We start from the raw sequence: 16,686 nt of genomic DNA on the forward strand, positions 1-16,686 counted from the left end.
CGTTGCTACACGCACGCTGCGCTGTTCATGGTGTCCGCACAACGAACAAGGCCACCCGTCAAGGTGGCCTTGTTCGTTGGATTCGGTGGTGGGCGATGCAAGGATCGAACTTGCGACACCTGCCGTGTGAAGGCAGTGCTCTACCGCTGAGCTAATCGCCCGCCGAGAACGCGCAATTTTAGGGGGAGTCGCGGAACGGGTCAATGCCTTGCGTGGATCGAACGTGCCGGGACGGGGATGCGGGTTGCTAGACTTGCCTCCCTCTCAAGTCGAAAGCGCACCACCATGGAATTCATCAGCGTTCATCTGGCCAGCATTCTGCGTGCCCTGCAGCAGTTCGAGCTGACGCCGTGGAAGATGGTCGGGTTTACCGGAACCTTGCTGTTCACCAGCCGCTGGTTCGTGCAGCTCTACTACACGCGCAAGTACAAGCGGGTGGTGATGCCGCTGGCGTTCTGGTGGCTGTCGGTGTTCGGTAGTGCCCTGTTGCTGGCGTATTTCGTGGTCGGCAAGAACGACTCGGTGGGCATCATCTCCAACTTCTTCCCGGTGTTCGTCTCGGTCTACAATCTGGTGGTGCATTTGCGCCACCGCAAGAACAGCGTCACCGGCGACACCACCGCGTGATGGCATGGCGCCGATGCGGGCGCCGTGCGGTTAGTCCGGGTCGTAGTCGAGGTTGGCGGCCAGCCAGCGTTCGGCTTCGGCCTGGCTCCAGCCCTTGCGTTTGGCGTAGTCCTGCACCTGTTCCAGGCCGAGCCGGCCGACCACGAAATACTGGCTGCCCGGGTGCGAGAAGTACCAGCCGGACACCGCCGCCGCCGGGTACATCGAGAAGCCTTCGGTAAGTTCGATGCCGGCGTTGCGGGTGGCGTCCAGCAGCTTGAACAAGGTGGCCTTCTCGGTGTGGTCGGGGCAGGCGGGGTAGCCGGGGGCGGGGCGGATGCCCTGGTACTTTTCGGCGATCAGCGCCTCGTTGTCGAGGTTTTCGTCGGGCACGAAGCCCCAGAACTCCTTGCGCACGCGCTGGTGCATGCGCTCGGCGAAGGACTCGGCGAGACGGTCGGCCAGCGCCTTCAGGATGATCGCGGAGTAGTCGTCGTGCTCGGCGTGGAAGCGCTCGAGATGCGCCTCGATGCCCAGGCCTGCGGTAACCGCGAAGCCGCCGATCCAGTCGGGCCGGCCGAACGCCTTCGGTGCGATGAAATCGGCCAGGCACAGGTTGGGACGTTCCACCGGCTTGTCGGCCTGCTGGCGCAGGTGGTGCAGCCGGGCCAGTGGCTGGGCGCGGGTTTCGTCGGTATAGATCTCCACGTCGTCCATGAGGTTGGCGGCCGGCCAGAAACCGATCACCGCGCGGGCCGTGAGCCACTTCTCGCTGACGATCTTGTCCAGCATCGCCTGGGCGTCCGCGAACAGCTCGCTGGCCTGCGCGCCGACCACGGCGTCGCTGAGGATGGCGGGATAGTGGCCGGCCAGTTCCCAGGCCTGGAAGAACGGCGTCCAGTCGATGCGCTGGCGCAGCTCGGCCAGCGGGTAGTCGTCGAACACGGTGATGCCGGGCTGCGCCGGCTGCGGCGGGTCGTAGCTGGCCCAGTTGCAGGTGAAGCGGTTGCCGCGCGCGTGTTCCAGCGTCACCAGTTTCTTGCCGGGACCGCGGTGCTTGTGGCGCTCGCGCACCTCGGCGTATTCGCTGCGCACCTTGGCGAGGAAGCCGTCCACCAGCTCCTTGCTGACCAGCGACTGCACCACGCCGACTGCGCGCGAAGCGTCCTTCACCCACACGCAGGCGGTTTCGTAGTGCGGCTCGATCTTGATCGCGGTGTGCGCGCGCGAGGTGGTGGCGCCACCGATCAGCAGCGGGATGTTGAAGTTGCGCCGCTTCATTTCGCGGGCGACGTGGGCCATCTCTTCCAGCGAGGGGGTGATCAGGCCGGAGACGCCGATCATGTCGGCGTTTTCCTCGATCGCGGTGTCGAGGATCTTCTGCGCCGGTACCATCACGCCGAGGTCGATCACTTCAAAGTTGTTGCAGGCGAGCACCACGCCCACGATGTTCTTGCCGATGTCGTGCACGTCGCCCTTGACCGTGGCCATCACGATCTTGCCGTTGGAGCGGCTGGTGTCGCCGCTGTTCTTCTTCTCCTCTTCCATGAAGGGCAGCAGGTAGGCCACCGCCTTCTTCATCACGCGGGCGGATTTGACCACCTGCGGCAGGAACATCTTGCCGGCGCCGAACAGGTCGCCGACCACGTTCATGCCGTCCATCAGCGGGCCTTCGATCACGTCCAGCGTGCGCGTCACGCCCTGGCGCACTTCCTCGGTGTCCTCCACCACGAACTGGTCGATGCCGTGTACCAGCGCATGCTCCAGCCGCTTGCGCACCGGCAGTTCGCGCCAGGCCAGCGCGTTGCCGTTGTCCTGCTCGCGTGCGCCCTTCTTGTGTTTCTCGGCGATTTCCATCAGCCGCTCGGTGGCATCGGCACGGCGGTTCAGCACCACGTCTTCCACGCGCTCGCGCAGCTGGGGTTCCAGCTCGTCGTAGATCGCCAGCTGGCCGGCGTTGACGATGCCCATGTCCATGCCGGCCTGGATGGCGTGGTAGAGGAACACGCTGTGGATCGCTTCGCGCACGGTGTCGTTGCCGCGGAACGAGAACGAGACGTTGGAGACGCCGCCGGAGAGATGCGACAGCGGGAAGCGCTTCTTCAGCACCTTGCACGCCTCGATGAAGTTCACCGCGTTGTCGGCGTGCTCCTCGATGCCGGTGGCGATCGGGAAGATGTTGGAGTCGAAGATGATGTCTTCGGGCGGGAAACCCACTTCCTCGGTGAGCAGCTTGTACGAGCGCTCGCAGATTTCCAGGCGGCGAGCCACGGTGTCGGCCTGGCCGTTCTCGTCGAAGGCCATCACCACGGTGGCGGCGCCGTAGCGCAGGATTTTTCTCGCCTGTTCGAGGAACGGGCCTTCGCCTTCCTTCAGCGAGATCGAGTTGACCACGCCCTTGCCCTGCAGGCATTTGAGGCCGGCCTCGATCACGCTCCACTTGGAGGAGTCCACCATCACCGGGATCTTGGCGATGTCCGGCTCGGCGGCGATCAGGTTGAGGAACTTCACCATCGCCGCTTCGGCGTCGAGCAGGCCCTCGTCCATGTTCACGTCGAGGATCTGCGCGCCGCTTTCCACCTGCTGGCGGGCCACTTCCACCGCTTCGTCGTAGCGGTCTTCCTTGATGAGTTTCTTGAACTTCGCCGAGCCGGTGACGTTGGTGCGTTCGCCCACGTTGACGAACAGCAGGTCGGGCGTGATGACCAGCGGCTCCAGGCCGGACAGGCAGGTATGGCGCGTCATGGTCATGCGGCCTCCGCTTGGTCGGCCGAAGGCAGTGCACGCGGGGCGATGCCGCGCACCGCCTCGGCGATCGTCTTGATGTGCGCCGGCGTGGTGCCGCAGCAGCCGCCGACCAGGTTGAGCAGGCCGTCGCGGGCGAAGCCGGCGATCACGCCGGCCATGTGCTCGGGCGTTTCGTCGTATTCGCCGAACGCGTTCGGCAGGCCGGCGTTCGGGTGCGTGCTGACGCAGCTTTCGGCGAGGTTGGCCAGGGTCTGCACGTGCGGGCGCAGGTCCTCGGCGCCGAGCGCGCAGTTGAAGCCGACCGACAGCGGACGGGCGTGGCGTACCGAGTAGTAGAACGCCTCGGCGGTCTGCCCGGACAGGGTGCGGCCGGAGCGGTCGGTGATGGTGCCGGAGATCATCAACGGCACCTGTGCGCCGCGCTGGTGGAACAGTTCGGAAAGCGCGAACAGCGCGGCCTTCGCGTTCAGCGTGTCGAAGATCGTCTCGACCATGATCACGTCGGCGCCACCGTCGATCAGGCCGCTGGCGGCTTCGGTGTAGTTCGCCGCCAGCTCCTCGAAGGTGACGTTGCGGAAGCCCGGGTCGTTGACGTCGGGCGACAGCGAGGCGGTGCGGCTGGTCGGGCCGAGCACGCCGATCACGAAGCGGGGCTGCTCCGGCGTCTTCGCCGTCATCGCGTCGCAGGCGGCGCGGGCCAGCTTCGCGCCTTCCAGATTCAACTCATGGGCCAGGTGCTGCAGCTTGTAGTCGGCCTGGCTGATCCGGGTGGAGTTGAAGGTATTGGTCTCGATCAGGTCGGCGCCGGCTTCGAGGTAGGCGTCGTGCACGCCGCGGATGATTTCCGGGCGAGTCAGGGTGAGCAGGTCGTTGTTGCCTTTCAGGTCGCAGGCACCGGCATGCTCGTGCGTGTGGCCGTCGTGGCCGTGCTCGAAGCGCTCGCCGCGGAAGCCGCTTTCGTCCAGCCCGTGCGCCTGCAGCATGGTGCCCATGCCGCCGTCGAGGATCAGGATGCGCTGGCGCAGCGCCTGCTCCAGCAGGGCGACGCGGTCGGGATGGAGCCAGGGCAGGGTACTCATCGAACTTCCTTTGATTGAACGGTGCAGCTGTGTTCAGGCGCTCTTGCGCGCCAGCAGGCTGATCACTTCGAAATGCGGCGCCTTGCGCTCGCGGCTGAGCCGGTTGCAGCTGAGTACGTCGAGGCCGGCGGCGCGGGCGTAGCCGTCGAGCTGCTCGCCGCTGAAACCGAGGTTGCGGTGGTCGAACGGCTCGACCGCGGCGCGGTGGTCGTGCTGGCCCAGGGTCACCGCGAGCAGACGGCCGCCGGGGCGCAGCAGGCGTGCAGCCTCGGCCACAGCCCTGGCCGGGTGCTCGGCGTAGGTCAGAGCGTGCAGCATCAGCACCAGGTCAAAACGCTGGTCGCCCAGCTCCAGCGCATGCATGTCGCCGCGGACCACGCGCACGTTGGCGAACGTCTTCAGCCGTTTCGCCGCGGCCGCGACGACGCGCTCGCTGGAATCCACGCAGACGATGGAGTGCGCGTGCGGCGCCAGCAGTTCGGCGGTGATGCCGTCGCCGGAGGCGATGTCGAGCACGTCGCCGGTCTCCAGCAGCTGCAGCAGCGAGCGGGCCAGTGTTTCCCAGGTGCGGCCGGGGGAGTAATGGCGTTCCATGTCGCCGGCCACGGTGTCGGCCCAGCCTTCCTCGCGGGCGCGGTTCGCCAGCACGCCGGGCAGGCGCGCCGAGTCCTCGCGCAGCAGCGCGTCGTCGATGCTGGTGCGCAGCGAGACCAGCAGGGCGTGCTGCGCCGCGTCGCCCTCGTTGTTGGCGCGGTAGTAGGCGGAAACGCCGGCGCGGCGGTCGCGCACCAGGCCGGCTTCCTTCAGCTTGGCCAGGTGGGTGGATACCCGCGGCTGTGCCAGGTGCAGCACCGCGGCCAGTTCGGCCACGGTGAGTTCCTCGTGTTCGAGCAGGGCCAGCAGGCGCACGCGGGTGGGGTCGGCCAGCAGGCGCAGCACGCTGGAAGCGGTGGCCAGATCCATCGGTTATCCCTGTATCGCGATACAAAGATGTACAGGCTAGGCCGGGCCTTGCCATGCGTCAAGCGCACATCGGTGAGCCGGCAGGCCATTTCCCGCTAAAATCGGCGGCTTGATTGCCTTCAGGAGCCGCCCGTGGATTTCCGTTTTACCGAAGACCAGTTGTCGATCCAGTCGATTGCCCGCGACTTTGCGCAAAAGCGCATCGTGCCGGTGGCCGCCGAGCTGGATGCGAAAGGCGAGTTCCCGCTGGAGAACATCCGCGAGATGGGCAAACTCGGCCTGATGGGCATCGAGGTACCGGAAGCCTACGGCGGCGCGGGCATGGACTCGATTGCCTACGTGCTGGCGATGATCGAGATTGCCGCCGCCGACGCGGCCACCGCGACCGTGATGAGCGTGAACAATTCGCTGTTCTGCAACGGCATCCTCAAGCACGGCAACGAAGAGCAGAAGCAGAAATACGTGCGCGCGATCGCCACCGGCGAGGCGATCGGCGCCTACGCACTGACCGAGCCGCAGTCCGGCTCCGACGCCTCGGCCATGCACACCCGCGCCACCAAGAATGCCAACGGCGACTGGGTGATCAACGGCAAGAAGAGCTGGATCACCTCCGGCCCGGTGGCGCGCTACATCGTGCTGTTCGCCATCTCCACGCCGGGCATCGGCGCCAAGGGCGTGTCGGCCTTCATCGTCGATACCCAGCTGTCGGGCTTCCACGCCGGCAAGACCGAGCCGAAGCTGGGCATCCGCGCCTCAGCCACCTGCGAGATCGAGTTCACCGACTACGTGCTGCCGAAGGAAAACCTGCTCGGTGACGAGGGCAAGGGTTTCTCGATCGCGATGGGTGTGCTCGACGCCGGCCGCATCGGCATCGCCTCGCAGGCGGTGGGCATCGCCCGCGCCGCGTACGAGGCGACCTTGCAGTGGTCGCGCGACCGCAAGGCGTTCGGCCAGCCGATCGGCACGTTCCAGATGACCCAGTCGAAGATCGCCGACATGAAGTGCAAGCTGGATGCCGCGACCTTGCTGACCCTGCGCGCGGCGTGGACCAAGGGCGAGACCGAGAAGCACGGCGGCCGCTTCGGCACCGAGGCGGCGGTGGCCAAGCTCACCGCGTCGGAAGCGGCGATGTGGATCAGCCACCAGGCGGTGCAGATCCACGGCGGCATGGGCTATTCGAAGGAGATGCCGCTGGAACGCTACTTCCGCGACGCCAAGATCACCGAGATCTACGAAGGCACCAGCGAGATCCAGCGCATGGTGATCGCGCGGGCGGAGACGGGACTGCGCTGATTGCCGTCATGCAGGGTAGAAGCCCGCTGGCGGGCGAGGCTCTTTTCACGGGATTCGGGATTCGCGCAGATAAAAGCATCGCCCGCCAGCAGGCTCCGACGTAGGGCATTGGCGGTGGTGCGAGCATGAAAAAAGCCCGGCATGGCTGCCGGGCTTTTTCATGCTCGTGGCGGATCAGACGCCACGCTTTGGGTCGGAGTCGAACGTGTGCGGCCCGTGGATGCCCGGATGCTCGTGGCCGTCCAGCTTGTCGCCCAGCAGGCGCCGCACCACCACGTAGAACACCGGAATCAGCAGCACGCCGAGCAAGGTGGCGAACAGCATGCCGCCGATCACGCCGGTGCCGATTGCGTGGCGTGCATTGGCGCCGGCGCCCGAGGAGACGAACAGCGGGAACACGCCCAGGATGAACGCCAGCGAGGTCATCAGGATCGGGCGCAGGCGCAGGCGGGCCGCCTCGATCACGCCTTCGCGCAAGGTGCGGCCATGCGCCTGCTGTTCCACTGCGAACTCCACGATCAGGATCGCGTTCTTCGCCGCCAGGCCGATCACCGTGATCAGGCCGACCTTGAAGTAGATGTCGTTGGGCAGCCCGCGCAGCAGGGTGAACACCACCGCGCCGAGCAGGCCCAGCGGCAGCACCAGCAGCACCGACACCGGGATCGACCAGCTCTCGTACAGCGCCGCCAGCGCCAGGAACACGATCACGATCGACAGCACCATCAGCAGCGTGGCGGCGTTGCCGGAGAGGATTTCCTGGTAGGACTGGCCGGTCCAGTCGAAGCCGTAGCCCTTGGGCAGGTCGTTGCCGACGATCTTCTCCATCTCGGCCATCGCCTCGCCCGAGGCGTGCCCCGGCGCCGGCGAGCCGACGATCTCCACCGCCGCATAACCGTTGTAGCGGTTCAGCGAGGGCGAGCCCATCTGCCAGTTCGCGTGCACCACGTTGGACAACGGAATCATCGCCGGCGTGCCGGCGGCGGTGGTTTGCGTGCTGGGCGTGAAGAAGTGCTGCAGCGCGTCCGGGCTCATCCGGTAGGACGAGTCGGCTTGCATGATCACGCGCTTCACGCGGCCGCCGTAGGTGAAGTCGTTGACGTACACCGGCGCCAGCATCAGGCCGACCGCGTTGTAGATGTCGCCCACCGACAGCCCCATCGACTGCGCCTGCACGCGGTCCACGTCCAGTCGCAGCTGCGGCGCGTCCTCCAGCGCGTTGGGCCGCACGCCGGTCAGCAGCGGGTCTTGGCTGGCCTTGCCGAGCAGCGTGTTGCGCGCCTGGGTCAGCGCCTCGCGGCCGGCGCCGCTGCGGTCCTGCAGGTACATGTCGAAGCCGCCGAACTGGCCCAGGCCCTGCACCGTGGGGATGTTCACCACGAAGATGCGGGCGTCGTGGATCTGGAACAGCGACCGGTTGGCGCGCTGGATGAAGTCCGCCGCGGTGCCCTGGCGCTCGGACCAGTCCTTGAGCTTGATGAAGGCCATGCCCGCGTTCTCGCCGGCCCCGATGAAGCTGAAGCCGGTCACCTGCAGCACGGTATCGACCGCCGGATCCTTCTTGAGGATCGTCAGCATCTGGCCCATCACCTCTTCGGTGCGCTGCTTGGTGGAGCCGGGCGGCAGCTGGATGACCGACATCGCGTAGCCCTGGTCCTCCTCGGGCAGGAAGCTGCCGGGCAGGCGGGTGTACAGGAAGCCGCCCAGCACCGCGACCAGCACGAACACGAACATCCAGCGCGGCGCATGCCGCACCGCGTTGCCGACGTGGCCGGTGTAGGTGTGCGTGGCCCACTCGAAGAACTGGTTGAACTTGCGGAAGACGATGTTCTTCTTCTTGTGGTGCTCAGGCTGCAGGAAGCTCGCGCACAGCGCCGGGGTGAAGGACAGCGCCAGGAAGGCCGAGAACGCCATCGACACGGCGATGGTCAGCGCGAACTGCTTGTAGATGATGCCCGAGGCGCCCGGCTGCAGCGCCGAAGGCACGAACACCGCCGTCAGCACCACCGTGATCGCCACCACCGCGCCGGTGATCTGGCCCATCGCCTTGCGCGTGGCTTCCTTCGGCGAGAGGTTCTCTTCGGTCATGATGCGTTCGACGTTCTCGATCACCACGATCGCGTCGTCCACCACGATGCCGATCGCCAGCACCATGCCGAACAGGGTCAGCTGGTTGATGGTGAAGCCGAGCACCAGCATGCCGAGGAAGGTGCCCAGCAGCGCCACCGGGATCACCAGCGTGGGGATGATGGTGGCGCGGAGGTTCTGCAGGAACAGCAGCATCACCAGGAACACCAGCACGATCGCCTCGACCAGCGTGTTCACCACCTCGTCGATGGAGATCTTCACGAAGGTGGTGCTGTCGTACGGGCTGAACCAGCTCACCCCTGGCGGAAAGCCGGGAGCCAGCTCGTCCATCTTGCCGCGCACCGCGGTGGCCACGTTCAGCGCGTTGGCGCCGGGCAGCAGCTGGATCGCGAAGGCGCCGATCGGCTTGCCGTCGACGGTGGTGTTGAAGCCGTAGTTGCCGGGGCCGAAGCTGATCCGGGCGACGTCGCCGAGCTTGACCGTGGTGCCGTCGGGGTTCGCGCGCAGGATGATGCCGGCGAACTGCTCCGGCGTGGTGAAGCGCCCTTCCGTCGACACCGTGGCGGTGAAGCCCTGGCCGGGCAGGGCCGGGTCGGCGCCGATCGAGCCGGCGGCGAACTGCACGTTCTGCGCGCGGATCGCGTTCAGCACCTGCGTCGCCGACAGGCCGTAGCCGTGCAGCTGGTCCGGGTTGAGCCAGATGCGCATGGCGTACTCGGAGCCGAACTGCTGGGTGCTGCCCACGCCCGGCACGCGCGCGATCTGGTCGAGCACCTGCGAGCCGACGATGTCGCCCAGGCGGTCGCGGTCGATGTTCGGGTTGTCGGACTTGAGCGCCACCACCATCAGGAAGCCGGCGTTGGCCTTGGCCACCACCACGCCCTGTTGGGTCACTTCGCTCGGCAGGCGCGGGGTGGCCAGCGCCACCTTGTTCTGCACCTGCACCTGGGCGATGTCCGGGTCGGTGCCGCTTTCGAAGGTTAGCGTGATGCTGGCGCGGCCGCTGGCGCTGGAGGAGGAGCTGAAGTACAGCAGGTGGTCGATGCCGGTTAGCTGTTGCTCGATGACCTGGGTGACCGCCTTTTCGGTGGTCTCGGCGCTGGCACCGGGGTAGGAGGCGCCCACCGTCACCGAGGGCGGCGCGATGTTCGGGTAGGACTCCACGCCCAGGTTGAGGATCGCCAGCACGCCGCCCAGCGAGATCAGGATGGCCACCACCCAGGCGAAGATCGGGCGGTCGATGAAGAAACTCGGCATGTTCGCTCTCCCTTACTTGCCGCGCGCCGGCGTGCCGGCGGCGGCAGGGCCGTGGTTGCCTTCGGCTTGCGGCTTCCACGGCGAGGCCTTGGCCGGCGCGCCTTCCTTCACGTTCTGCACGCCCGACACGACCACCTGGTCGCCCGCCGCGATGCCGTCGGTGACCACCCAGTCGCCGCCGCTGGCGGCGCCGAGGGTGACGTAGTGACGCGCGACCTTGCCGTCCTTGCCGACGGTGAACACGTAGGCGCCCACGGTGTCGCGCTGCACGGCCGCCTGCGGCAGCAGGAACACCTTGTGCTGCTGGCCGAGCTGCGCCTTCAGCGTCACGTACATGCCCGGCAGCAGGCTGTGCTTCGGGTTGGGGATCTGCGCGCGCAGGTTCACCGCGCCGGTGGCCGGATCGACCGTGGTGGAGGAGAAGTCGACCGTGCCGGTTTCGGCATAGCTGCTGCCGTCGGGCAGGGCGACCTGCACGCTGGCCTTGTTCGGTTCGGCCAGGGTGACGTTGCCGCTGGTCTGCGCACGGCGCATCTGCTCCATGTCGGCCACGCTCAGGGTGAAGTTCACGTAGAGCGGGTCGATCTGGTCGACCGTGGTGAGCAAGGTGGCCTCGCCGTTGCCGACCAGGGCGCCCTCGGTCACCTGCTGCTGGCCGGCGCGGCCGTCGATCGGCGCGGTCACGCTGGCGTAGCCCAGGCTGATGCGCGCGGCCTGCACGTTGGCGCGTGCCGCCTGCACCGCGGCGGCCGCGGTGCGTTCGGTGGCCAGCGCGTTGTCCAGGTCGGACTTCGAGATGTAGCCCTTCGGCGCCAGCTCGCGTGCGCGTTGCGCGTTGATCCTGGCGTTGGTGTCGGTGGCCTGCGCCTGCGCCAGCGAAGCCTCCGCTGCGCTCAGCGCCGCCTTCAGCGGGGCCGGGTCGATCTGGAACAGCAACTGCCCCCGCTTGACGTCGGTGCCTTCCGTATAGGCGCGCTTGAGCAGCACGCCGGCCACGCGGGCGCGCACGTCGGCGCTGCGGTAGGGCGAGAGGCGACCGACCAGATCCCGCGTCAGCGGCGAGTCCTGCGGCTGCACCTGGACCACGCCCACTTCCGGCGGCGGCATCTGCGGCGGCCCCTGCTCCTTGCCTTTGCCGCAGGCGGCCAGCACCAGCAGGCTCAGGCACAGCAAGGGTGTGCTCAGTGACGAGGACTTCATGGGAACTCCAGAACTTGTTCGAACGGGGATGGGGGTGACGCCGGAGTGCGTTGCGGGCTTGCCGTGGACGGGATACCGCATCGCGCTCCGCATGTCCTGTGTCATAGGTTGGTACGAGGCGGCGATCGCGCCTGGAAACGGCGCCTGTTCCGCCAAGCGCCGTACCAGGCGGCCTGCGAAGCAGGCTATACCGATCAGTTTACATTTTGTGGGCGCTGCGAATCCAGTCATTGACAGGGGCGTGGCGATCTGGACGCGTGCCCGCGGATGCGCCGCAGAGGATCGCATGCCGCATCCGTCGCGCGAGCGTGCCGAGCGGCCGAGCTTTTTCCCGCCGCTCGCCGGGTGTCGACGCGCGATCCGCGGCATCGCGAAAATCGGTCGCGGGAAGGCACGAAACCATGCGCGTGTGCATGGTCGCGGCGGGCCGCGCGGCTGGATTCGCCCTGCCGTGCGGCGTATCCTTCCGAGGCTTTTTACCTGCCTCACCCATCATCGTCTCCACCAATCAGAAGATGCCATGAATGCGACCCCTGCAGCGAACGACCCTTCCCTTTCGTCAGTAGTACTCGCAGAGCTGAAAAAGGGCGGTTTTTCGCCCGCGCGCCTGAACGAGGCGCAGGTTTTCTGCGAGGCTTTCTTTGCACGCATCGGGGGCGGCGACGCGCATCTGCACACACCGGTGCAGTGGGCGGCGCTGGTCGGCAGCCTGCTGGAGTTCATGCAGCAGCGCCGCGGCGGCCATGCCAGCGTGCGCGTGCTCAATGCGGCTGACGGGCATGCCGGCCGCAGCCTGCTGCAGATCGTCACCGACGACATGCCGTTCCTGGTCGACACGGTCAGCATGATCGTCTCGGCGAAGCTGCAGATCCATGCGGTGATCCATCCGGTGCTGAAGGTGGTGCGCGATGCTTCCGGCAAGCTGCTCGGCCTGGGCGGCGACGCCGGCAGCGCCGAATCGCTGATGCATTTCGAGATCGACCGGGTCGCCGATGCCGCCGAGCAGTCGCAGCTGGAAGCGCGGGTCGCGGCTGCGCTGGATGACGTGCGCGCCGCGGTGGGCGACTGGTCGGCGATGCGCGACAAGGCGCTGGCGGTCGCCAACGAACTGCCGCAGCGCAAGCTGCCGCTGGACGCGGCCTCGGTGCAGGAGGCCAGCGAGTTCATGCGCTGGATCGCGGCCGACAACTTCACCTTCCTCGGCTACCGCGAATACGAAGTCGCCGACGCCGACGGCGACCGCGTGCTGCGCGCGGTCGATGCGTCCGGCCTGGGCATCCTGCGCAAGAGCGATCGCTCGATGGCGCCGCGTTCGCTGCGCACGCTGGCCGCCAGCGAGCTGCCGCAATCGGGCGCCACCGACGCGATCATCCTGACCAAGACCAACGCGCGCTCGCACGTGCACCGCAGCGGCTACATGGATTACATCGGCGTGCTGCAGTTCGGCGCCGACGGCCGCGCGGTGGCCGAGCAGCGCTTCCTCGGCCTGTTCTCCTCCAACGCCTACATGGCCCGCCCGCAGGACGTGCCGCTGGTGCGGCACAAGGTGGAAACCGTGCTGGCGCGCTCGGGCCTCAAGCGCGATTCGTACTCCGGCAAGTCGCTGCGCCACATCCTGGAAACGCTGCCGCGCGAGGAGCTGTTCCAGAGCACCGAGGACGAGCTGTTCGCCACCGCGATGGGCATCCTCGAACTGCGCCAGCGCGCGCGTACGCGGCTGTTCATGCGCCGCGACCGCTACGGCCGCTTCTTCACCTGCATGGTGTTCGTGCCGCGCGACCGCTTCAACACCTCGGTGCGCGAGCGCATCGAATCGCTGCTGGGCGCGGCGCTGCATGCCGAGCAGCGCGATTCCTCGGTGCAGATGGGCGAGGCCGTGCTGGCGCGGCTGACCATCGTGCTGCGGCCGAAGATCGGTGACCAGCCGTCCTACGACCTGGCCGAGCTGGAGCAGGGCGTGGCCGGCATCGTGCGCAACTGGCACGACGAGGTGCGCGACGCGCTGGTGCGCCTGCGCGGCGAACATGAAGGCGTGGTGCTGGCCAACCGCTACGCGCGCGCACTGCCGGCCGGCTACGTCGAGGACGTCAGTCCGGCGGTGGCCGCCGAGGACGTGTACCAGCTCTCGCAACTGGCCGGCGACAACGCGTTGCGGATGTCGTTCTACCACCCGCCGAAGGCGCCCGAGACGCTGCGCTTCAAGGTCTACCGCTCCGGCGGCGACATCGCGTTGTCCGAAGTGCTGCCGCAGCTGGAGAACCTCGGCCTGCGCGTGCTCACCGAGCACGTCTACGACGTTTCCGGCGAGGCGCCGCTGTCGATCCAGGATTTCGAGGTGCAGCCGGTCGGCAAGCTCACCTTCGGCGTGGAGCAGGTCGGCGCGCTGTTCGAGGACGCGTTCGAGCAGATCTGGCGCGGCAACGCCGAGAACGACGGCTTCAACCGGCTGGTGCTCGGCGCCAAGCTGGGCTGGCGCCAGGTGGCGATGCTGCGCGGCTACTGCAAGTACCTGCTGCAGACCGGCGCCACCTTCTCGCAGTCGTACATGGAGGAAACCCTCAACCGCTATCCGGCGGTGGCCGGCCTGCTGGTGGAGTTGTTCCTGGCCAAGTTCGATCCGCGCCGCGAAGCGCTTTCCGCCGACGAGCTGAAGGCTGCCGGCGCGACCCTGGTCGCCGAGATGCTGGCGCTGATCCCGGCCAACGTGCAGGCCGCGCAGCCGGGCCTGATCGGCGAGCTGGGCGCGTCGTTGTCGAAGCCGCGCGACGCGCAGGTCCAGGCGGTGGAGAACGTGATCGGGATTCTGCTGGAGAACGTGGCCAGCCTCGACGAGGACCGCATCCTGCGCAGCTTCATGAAGCTGATCCGTGCCACCTTGCGCACCAGCTTCTTCCAGCAGTGGGACGGCGCCTACCGCGACTACATCAGCTACAAGCTCGACTCGCACCTGCTGCCCGACCTGCCCAAGCCGGTGCCGTACCGCGAGATCTGGGTGTGCGCGCCGCGCGTCGAGGGTATCCACCTGCGCTTCGGCGCGGTGGCGCGCGGCGGCCTGCGCTGGTCCGACCGGCGCGAGGATTTCCGCACCGAGGTGCTGGGCCTGGTCAAGGCGCAGATGGTGAAGAACACGGTGATCGTGCCGGTCGGTTCCAAGGGCGGCTTCTTCGTCAAGAAGTCCCCGCCCGCCAGCGACCGCGACGCGGTGCTGGCCGAGGGCATCGCCTGCTACCGCCTGTTCATCAACGGCCTGCTCGACATCACCGACAACCTGGTCGACGGCAAGGTGGTGAACCCGCACGACGTGGTGCGCCACGACGCGGACGACCCCTACCTGGTGGTGGCCGCGGACAAGGGCACCGCCAAGTTCTCCGACATCGCCAACGCGATCTCGATCGAGCACAACTATTGGCTCGGCGATGCGTTCGCCTCCGGCGGCTCGCACGGCTACGACCACAAGGGCATGGGCATCACCGCCAAGGGCGCATGGGAGTCGGTCAAGCGCCACTTCCGCGCGCTCGGCCGCGATTGCCAGAGCGAGGACTTCACCTGCGTCGGCATCGGCGACATGTCCGGCGACGTCTTCGGCAACGGCATGCTGCTGTCCGAACACACCCTGCTGCTGGCCGCGTTCGACCATCGCCACGTGTTCCTCGATCCGAACCCGGACGCGGCCCGTTCGTTCGTCGAGCGCAAGCGCATGTTCGACGTGCCGCGCTCGAGCTGGGACGACTACGACAAGTCGCTGATCTCCGCTGGCGGCGGCGTGTATCCGCGCAGCGCCAAGTCGATCCCGATCTCGCCGGAAGTGCGTGCAGTGCTGGGGCTCAAGCCCGACGTCGAGCATCTGGCGCCGAGCGACCTGCTCAGCGCGATCCTGAAGGCGCCGGTGGACCTGTTGTGGAACGGCGGCATCGGCACCTACATCAAGTCCTCCGGCGAAACGCATGCCGAGGTGAGCGACCGCGCCAACAACGCGCTGCGCATCAACGGCGCCGACGTGCGCGCGAAGATCATCGGCGAGGGCGGCAACCTGGGCATGACCCAGAAGGGCCGTATCGAGGCGGCGCAGAAGGGCGTGCTGCTGAACACCGACTTCATCGACAACTCCGCCGGCGTGGACACCTCCGACCACGAGGTGAACATCAAGATCCTGCTCAACGACGCCGTGCAGCGTGGCGAGCTGGGTTTCGATGCGCGCAACGCACAGCTCGCCGCGATGACCGACGAGGTGGGCCAGCTGGTGCTGTGGGACAACTACCGGCAGAACCAGGCGATCACCCTGATGGAGCACCAGTCGATCGGCCGCATCGGCTCGATGGCGCACTTCATCCGCACGCTGGAGGCCGAGGGCACGCTGGACCGCCAGGTCGAGAACCTGCCGTCGGAGGCCGAACTGACCGAGCGCAAGAGCCGCGGCCTGGGCCTGACCCGGCCGGAGCTGGCGGTGCTGCTGTCGTACGACAAGATCCGCCTGTTCCAGCAGCTGCTGGACTCGGACGTGCCGGAAGACCCGTACCTGTCGAAGGAACTGGTGCGCTACTTCCCGCTGCCGCTGCACGAGAAGTACGCCGCGCACATGCAGCGCCATCGGCTGAAGCGCGAGATCATCGCCACTGCGGTGACCAACTCGACGATCAACCGCATGGGCGCCACCTTCATGATGCGCATGCAGGAAGACACCGGGCAGGGCCCGGCGGCGATCGCCAAGGCGTATACCGCGGCGCGCGAGATCCTCGAGGCGCGCGAACTGTGGGCGCAGATCGAGGCGCTGGACGCCAAGGTCGCCGAGGACACCCAGATCGACGCGATCAAGCAGATCTGGTCGCTGCTGCGCCACATGACGCGGTGGCTGCTGAACCGTCCCGGCGGCTCGCTCGACATCGCCGCCAACGTCGAGCGCTACCAGGCCGGCGTGTCGACCCTGCGCAAGGCGCTGCCGGAGGTTCTGACGGCGACCGGCAAGGGTGATTTCTCCTCCAGCCAGGAGAAGTGGGAAGGCCTGGGCCTGCCGGCCGAGCTGGCGCTGCGGATGGCCCGCATGCCGGAGCTGCGCGCCGCGCTGGACATGGTCGAGGTGAGCCAGCTGAGCGGCCAGCCGATCGGGAAGGTGGCCGGCGTGTTCTACGAGCTGGGCGAGGCGCTGGACCTGGAGTGGCTGCGCGATCAGATCGAGGCGCTGCCGGTGGAAGGTCACTGGCACGCCCAGGCGCGCGGCTCGCTGCTGGACGAGCTCAACCACCAGCATCGGGCGTTGTCGCTGCAGGTGCTCAATCTCGGCGGCGGCAGCCAGCACGTCTCGCCGGTGCAGGCGTGGCTGCAGCGCGACGACGCCACGCTGCAGTACACCCGCGGCATGCTGGCGGAAATCCTCACCCAGAACGCGGACTACCCGATCGCCTCGGTCGCCGTCCGCCGCCTGGCGCAGCTGGCGCAGGTGCCGGTGGTCTGAGCCGGC

General features: G+C 67.4%; 8 protein-coding genes and 1 tRNA gene. 3 read left to right on the forward strand and 6 right to left on the reverse strand.

What is annotated here, in order from left to right; translation table 11 throughout:
- Nucleotides 1–86: 86 nt before the first annotated feature.
- Nucleotides 87–161: transfer RNA gene (locus RHOOR87_RS0114255), tRNA-Val, on the reverse strand.
- Between the two features lie 124 nt (nucleotides 162–285).
- Here RHOOR87_RS0114255 and RHOOR87_RS0114260 point away from each other — a divergent pair.
- On the forward strand, nucleotides 286–627 hold the full coding sequence (locus RHOOR87_RS0114260; RefSeq protein ID WP_007512800.1) for a lipid-A-disaccharide synthase N-terminal domain-containing protein: 342 nt from the start codon (nucleotides 286–288) through the stop codon (nucleotides 625–627).
- A gap of 30 nt (nucleotides 628–657) precedes the next feature.
- On the opposite strand, the gene metH is transcribed toward RHOOR87_RS0114260, so the two are convergent.
- The 3 genes from metH to RHOOR87_RS0114275 are packed head-to-tail and all read right to left on the reverse strand — an operon-like array spanning nucleotide 658 to nucleotide 5,396.
- Nucleotides 658–3,357 (reverse strand): methionine synthase, encoded by a 2,700-nt coding sequence (gene metH / locus RHOOR87_RS0114265; protein WP_027485374.1) that lies wholly within the window; start codon nucleotides 3,355–3,357, stop codon nucleotides 658–660.
- On the reverse strand, nucleotides 3,354–4,433 hold the full coding sequence (locus tag RHOOR87_RS0114270) for a homocysteine S-methyltransferase family protein (protein WP_027485375.1): 1,080 nt from the start codon (nucleotides 4,431–4,433) through the stop codon (nucleotides 3,354–3,356). The genes metH and RHOOR87_RS0114270 overlap by 4 nt, the downstream gene beginning before the upstream one ends.
- Before the next feature lie 33 nt (nucleotides 4,434–4,466).
- Complete coding sequence (locus tag RHOOR87_RS0114275) at nucleotides 4,467–5,396, reverse strand: metalloregulator ArsR/SmtB family transcription factor (protein ID WP_007512807.1); 930 nt, start codon at nucleotides 5,394–5,396, stop codon at nucleotides 4,467–4,469.
- Nucleotides 5,397–5,528: 132 nt separating this feature from the next.
- Here RHOOR87_RS0114275 and RHOOR87_RS0114280 point away from each other — a divergent pair, with 132 nt between their 5' ends.
- Nucleotides 5,529–6,689 (forward strand): acyl-CoA dehydrogenase family protein, encoded by a 1,161-nt coding sequence (locus tag RHOOR87_RS0114280; RefSeq protein ID WP_027485376.1) that lies wholly within the window; start codon nucleotides 5,529–5,531, stop codon nucleotides 6,687–6,689.
- A gap of 174 nt (nucleotides 6,690–6,863) precedes the next feature.
- Here the strand turns inward: RHOOR87_RS0114280 and RHOOR87_RS0114285 are convergent, their stop codons facing one another.
- Both RHOOR87_RS0114285 and RHOOR87_RS0114290 read right to left on the reverse strand, forming a co-directional pair.
- Nucleotides 6,864–10,031: a multidrug efflux RND transporter permease subunit gene (locus tag RHOOR87_RS0114285; RefSeq protein WP_007512811.1), complete on the reverse strand. Its 3,168-nt coding sequence runs from the start codon at nucleotides 10,029–10,031 to the stop codon at nucleotides 6,864–6,866.
- Between the two features lie 12 nt (nucleotides 10,032–10,043).
- Nucleotides 10,044–11,231 carry an efflux RND transporter periplasmic adaptor subunit gene (locus tag RHOOR87_RS0114290; protein ID WP_027485377.1) on the reverse strand — a complete coding sequence of 396 codons (1,188 nt, stop codon included), beginning with the start codon at nucleotides 11,229–11,231 and terminating at the stop codon, nucleotides 10,044–10,046.
- 520 nt (nucleotides 11,232–11,751) lie between these two features.
- Between RHOOR87_RS0114290 and RHOOR87_RS0114295 the strand changes: the two genes are divergently transcribed.
- On the forward strand, nucleotides 11,752–16,680 hold the full coding sequence (locus RHOOR87_RS0114295) for an NAD-glutamate dehydrogenase domain-containing protein (RefSeq protein ID WP_027485378.1): 4,929 nt from the start codon (nucleotides 11,752–11,754) through the stop codon (nucleotides 16,678–16,680).
- Nucleotides 16,681–16,686: the final 6 nt, after the last annotated feature.

The sequence above is a fragment of the Rhodanobacter sp. OR87 genome, from assembly GCF_000473345.1.
Classification (GTDB): Bacteria; Pseudomonadota; Gammaproteobacteria; order Xanthomonadales; family Rhodanobacteraceae; genus Rhodanobacter; species Rhodanobacter denitrificans.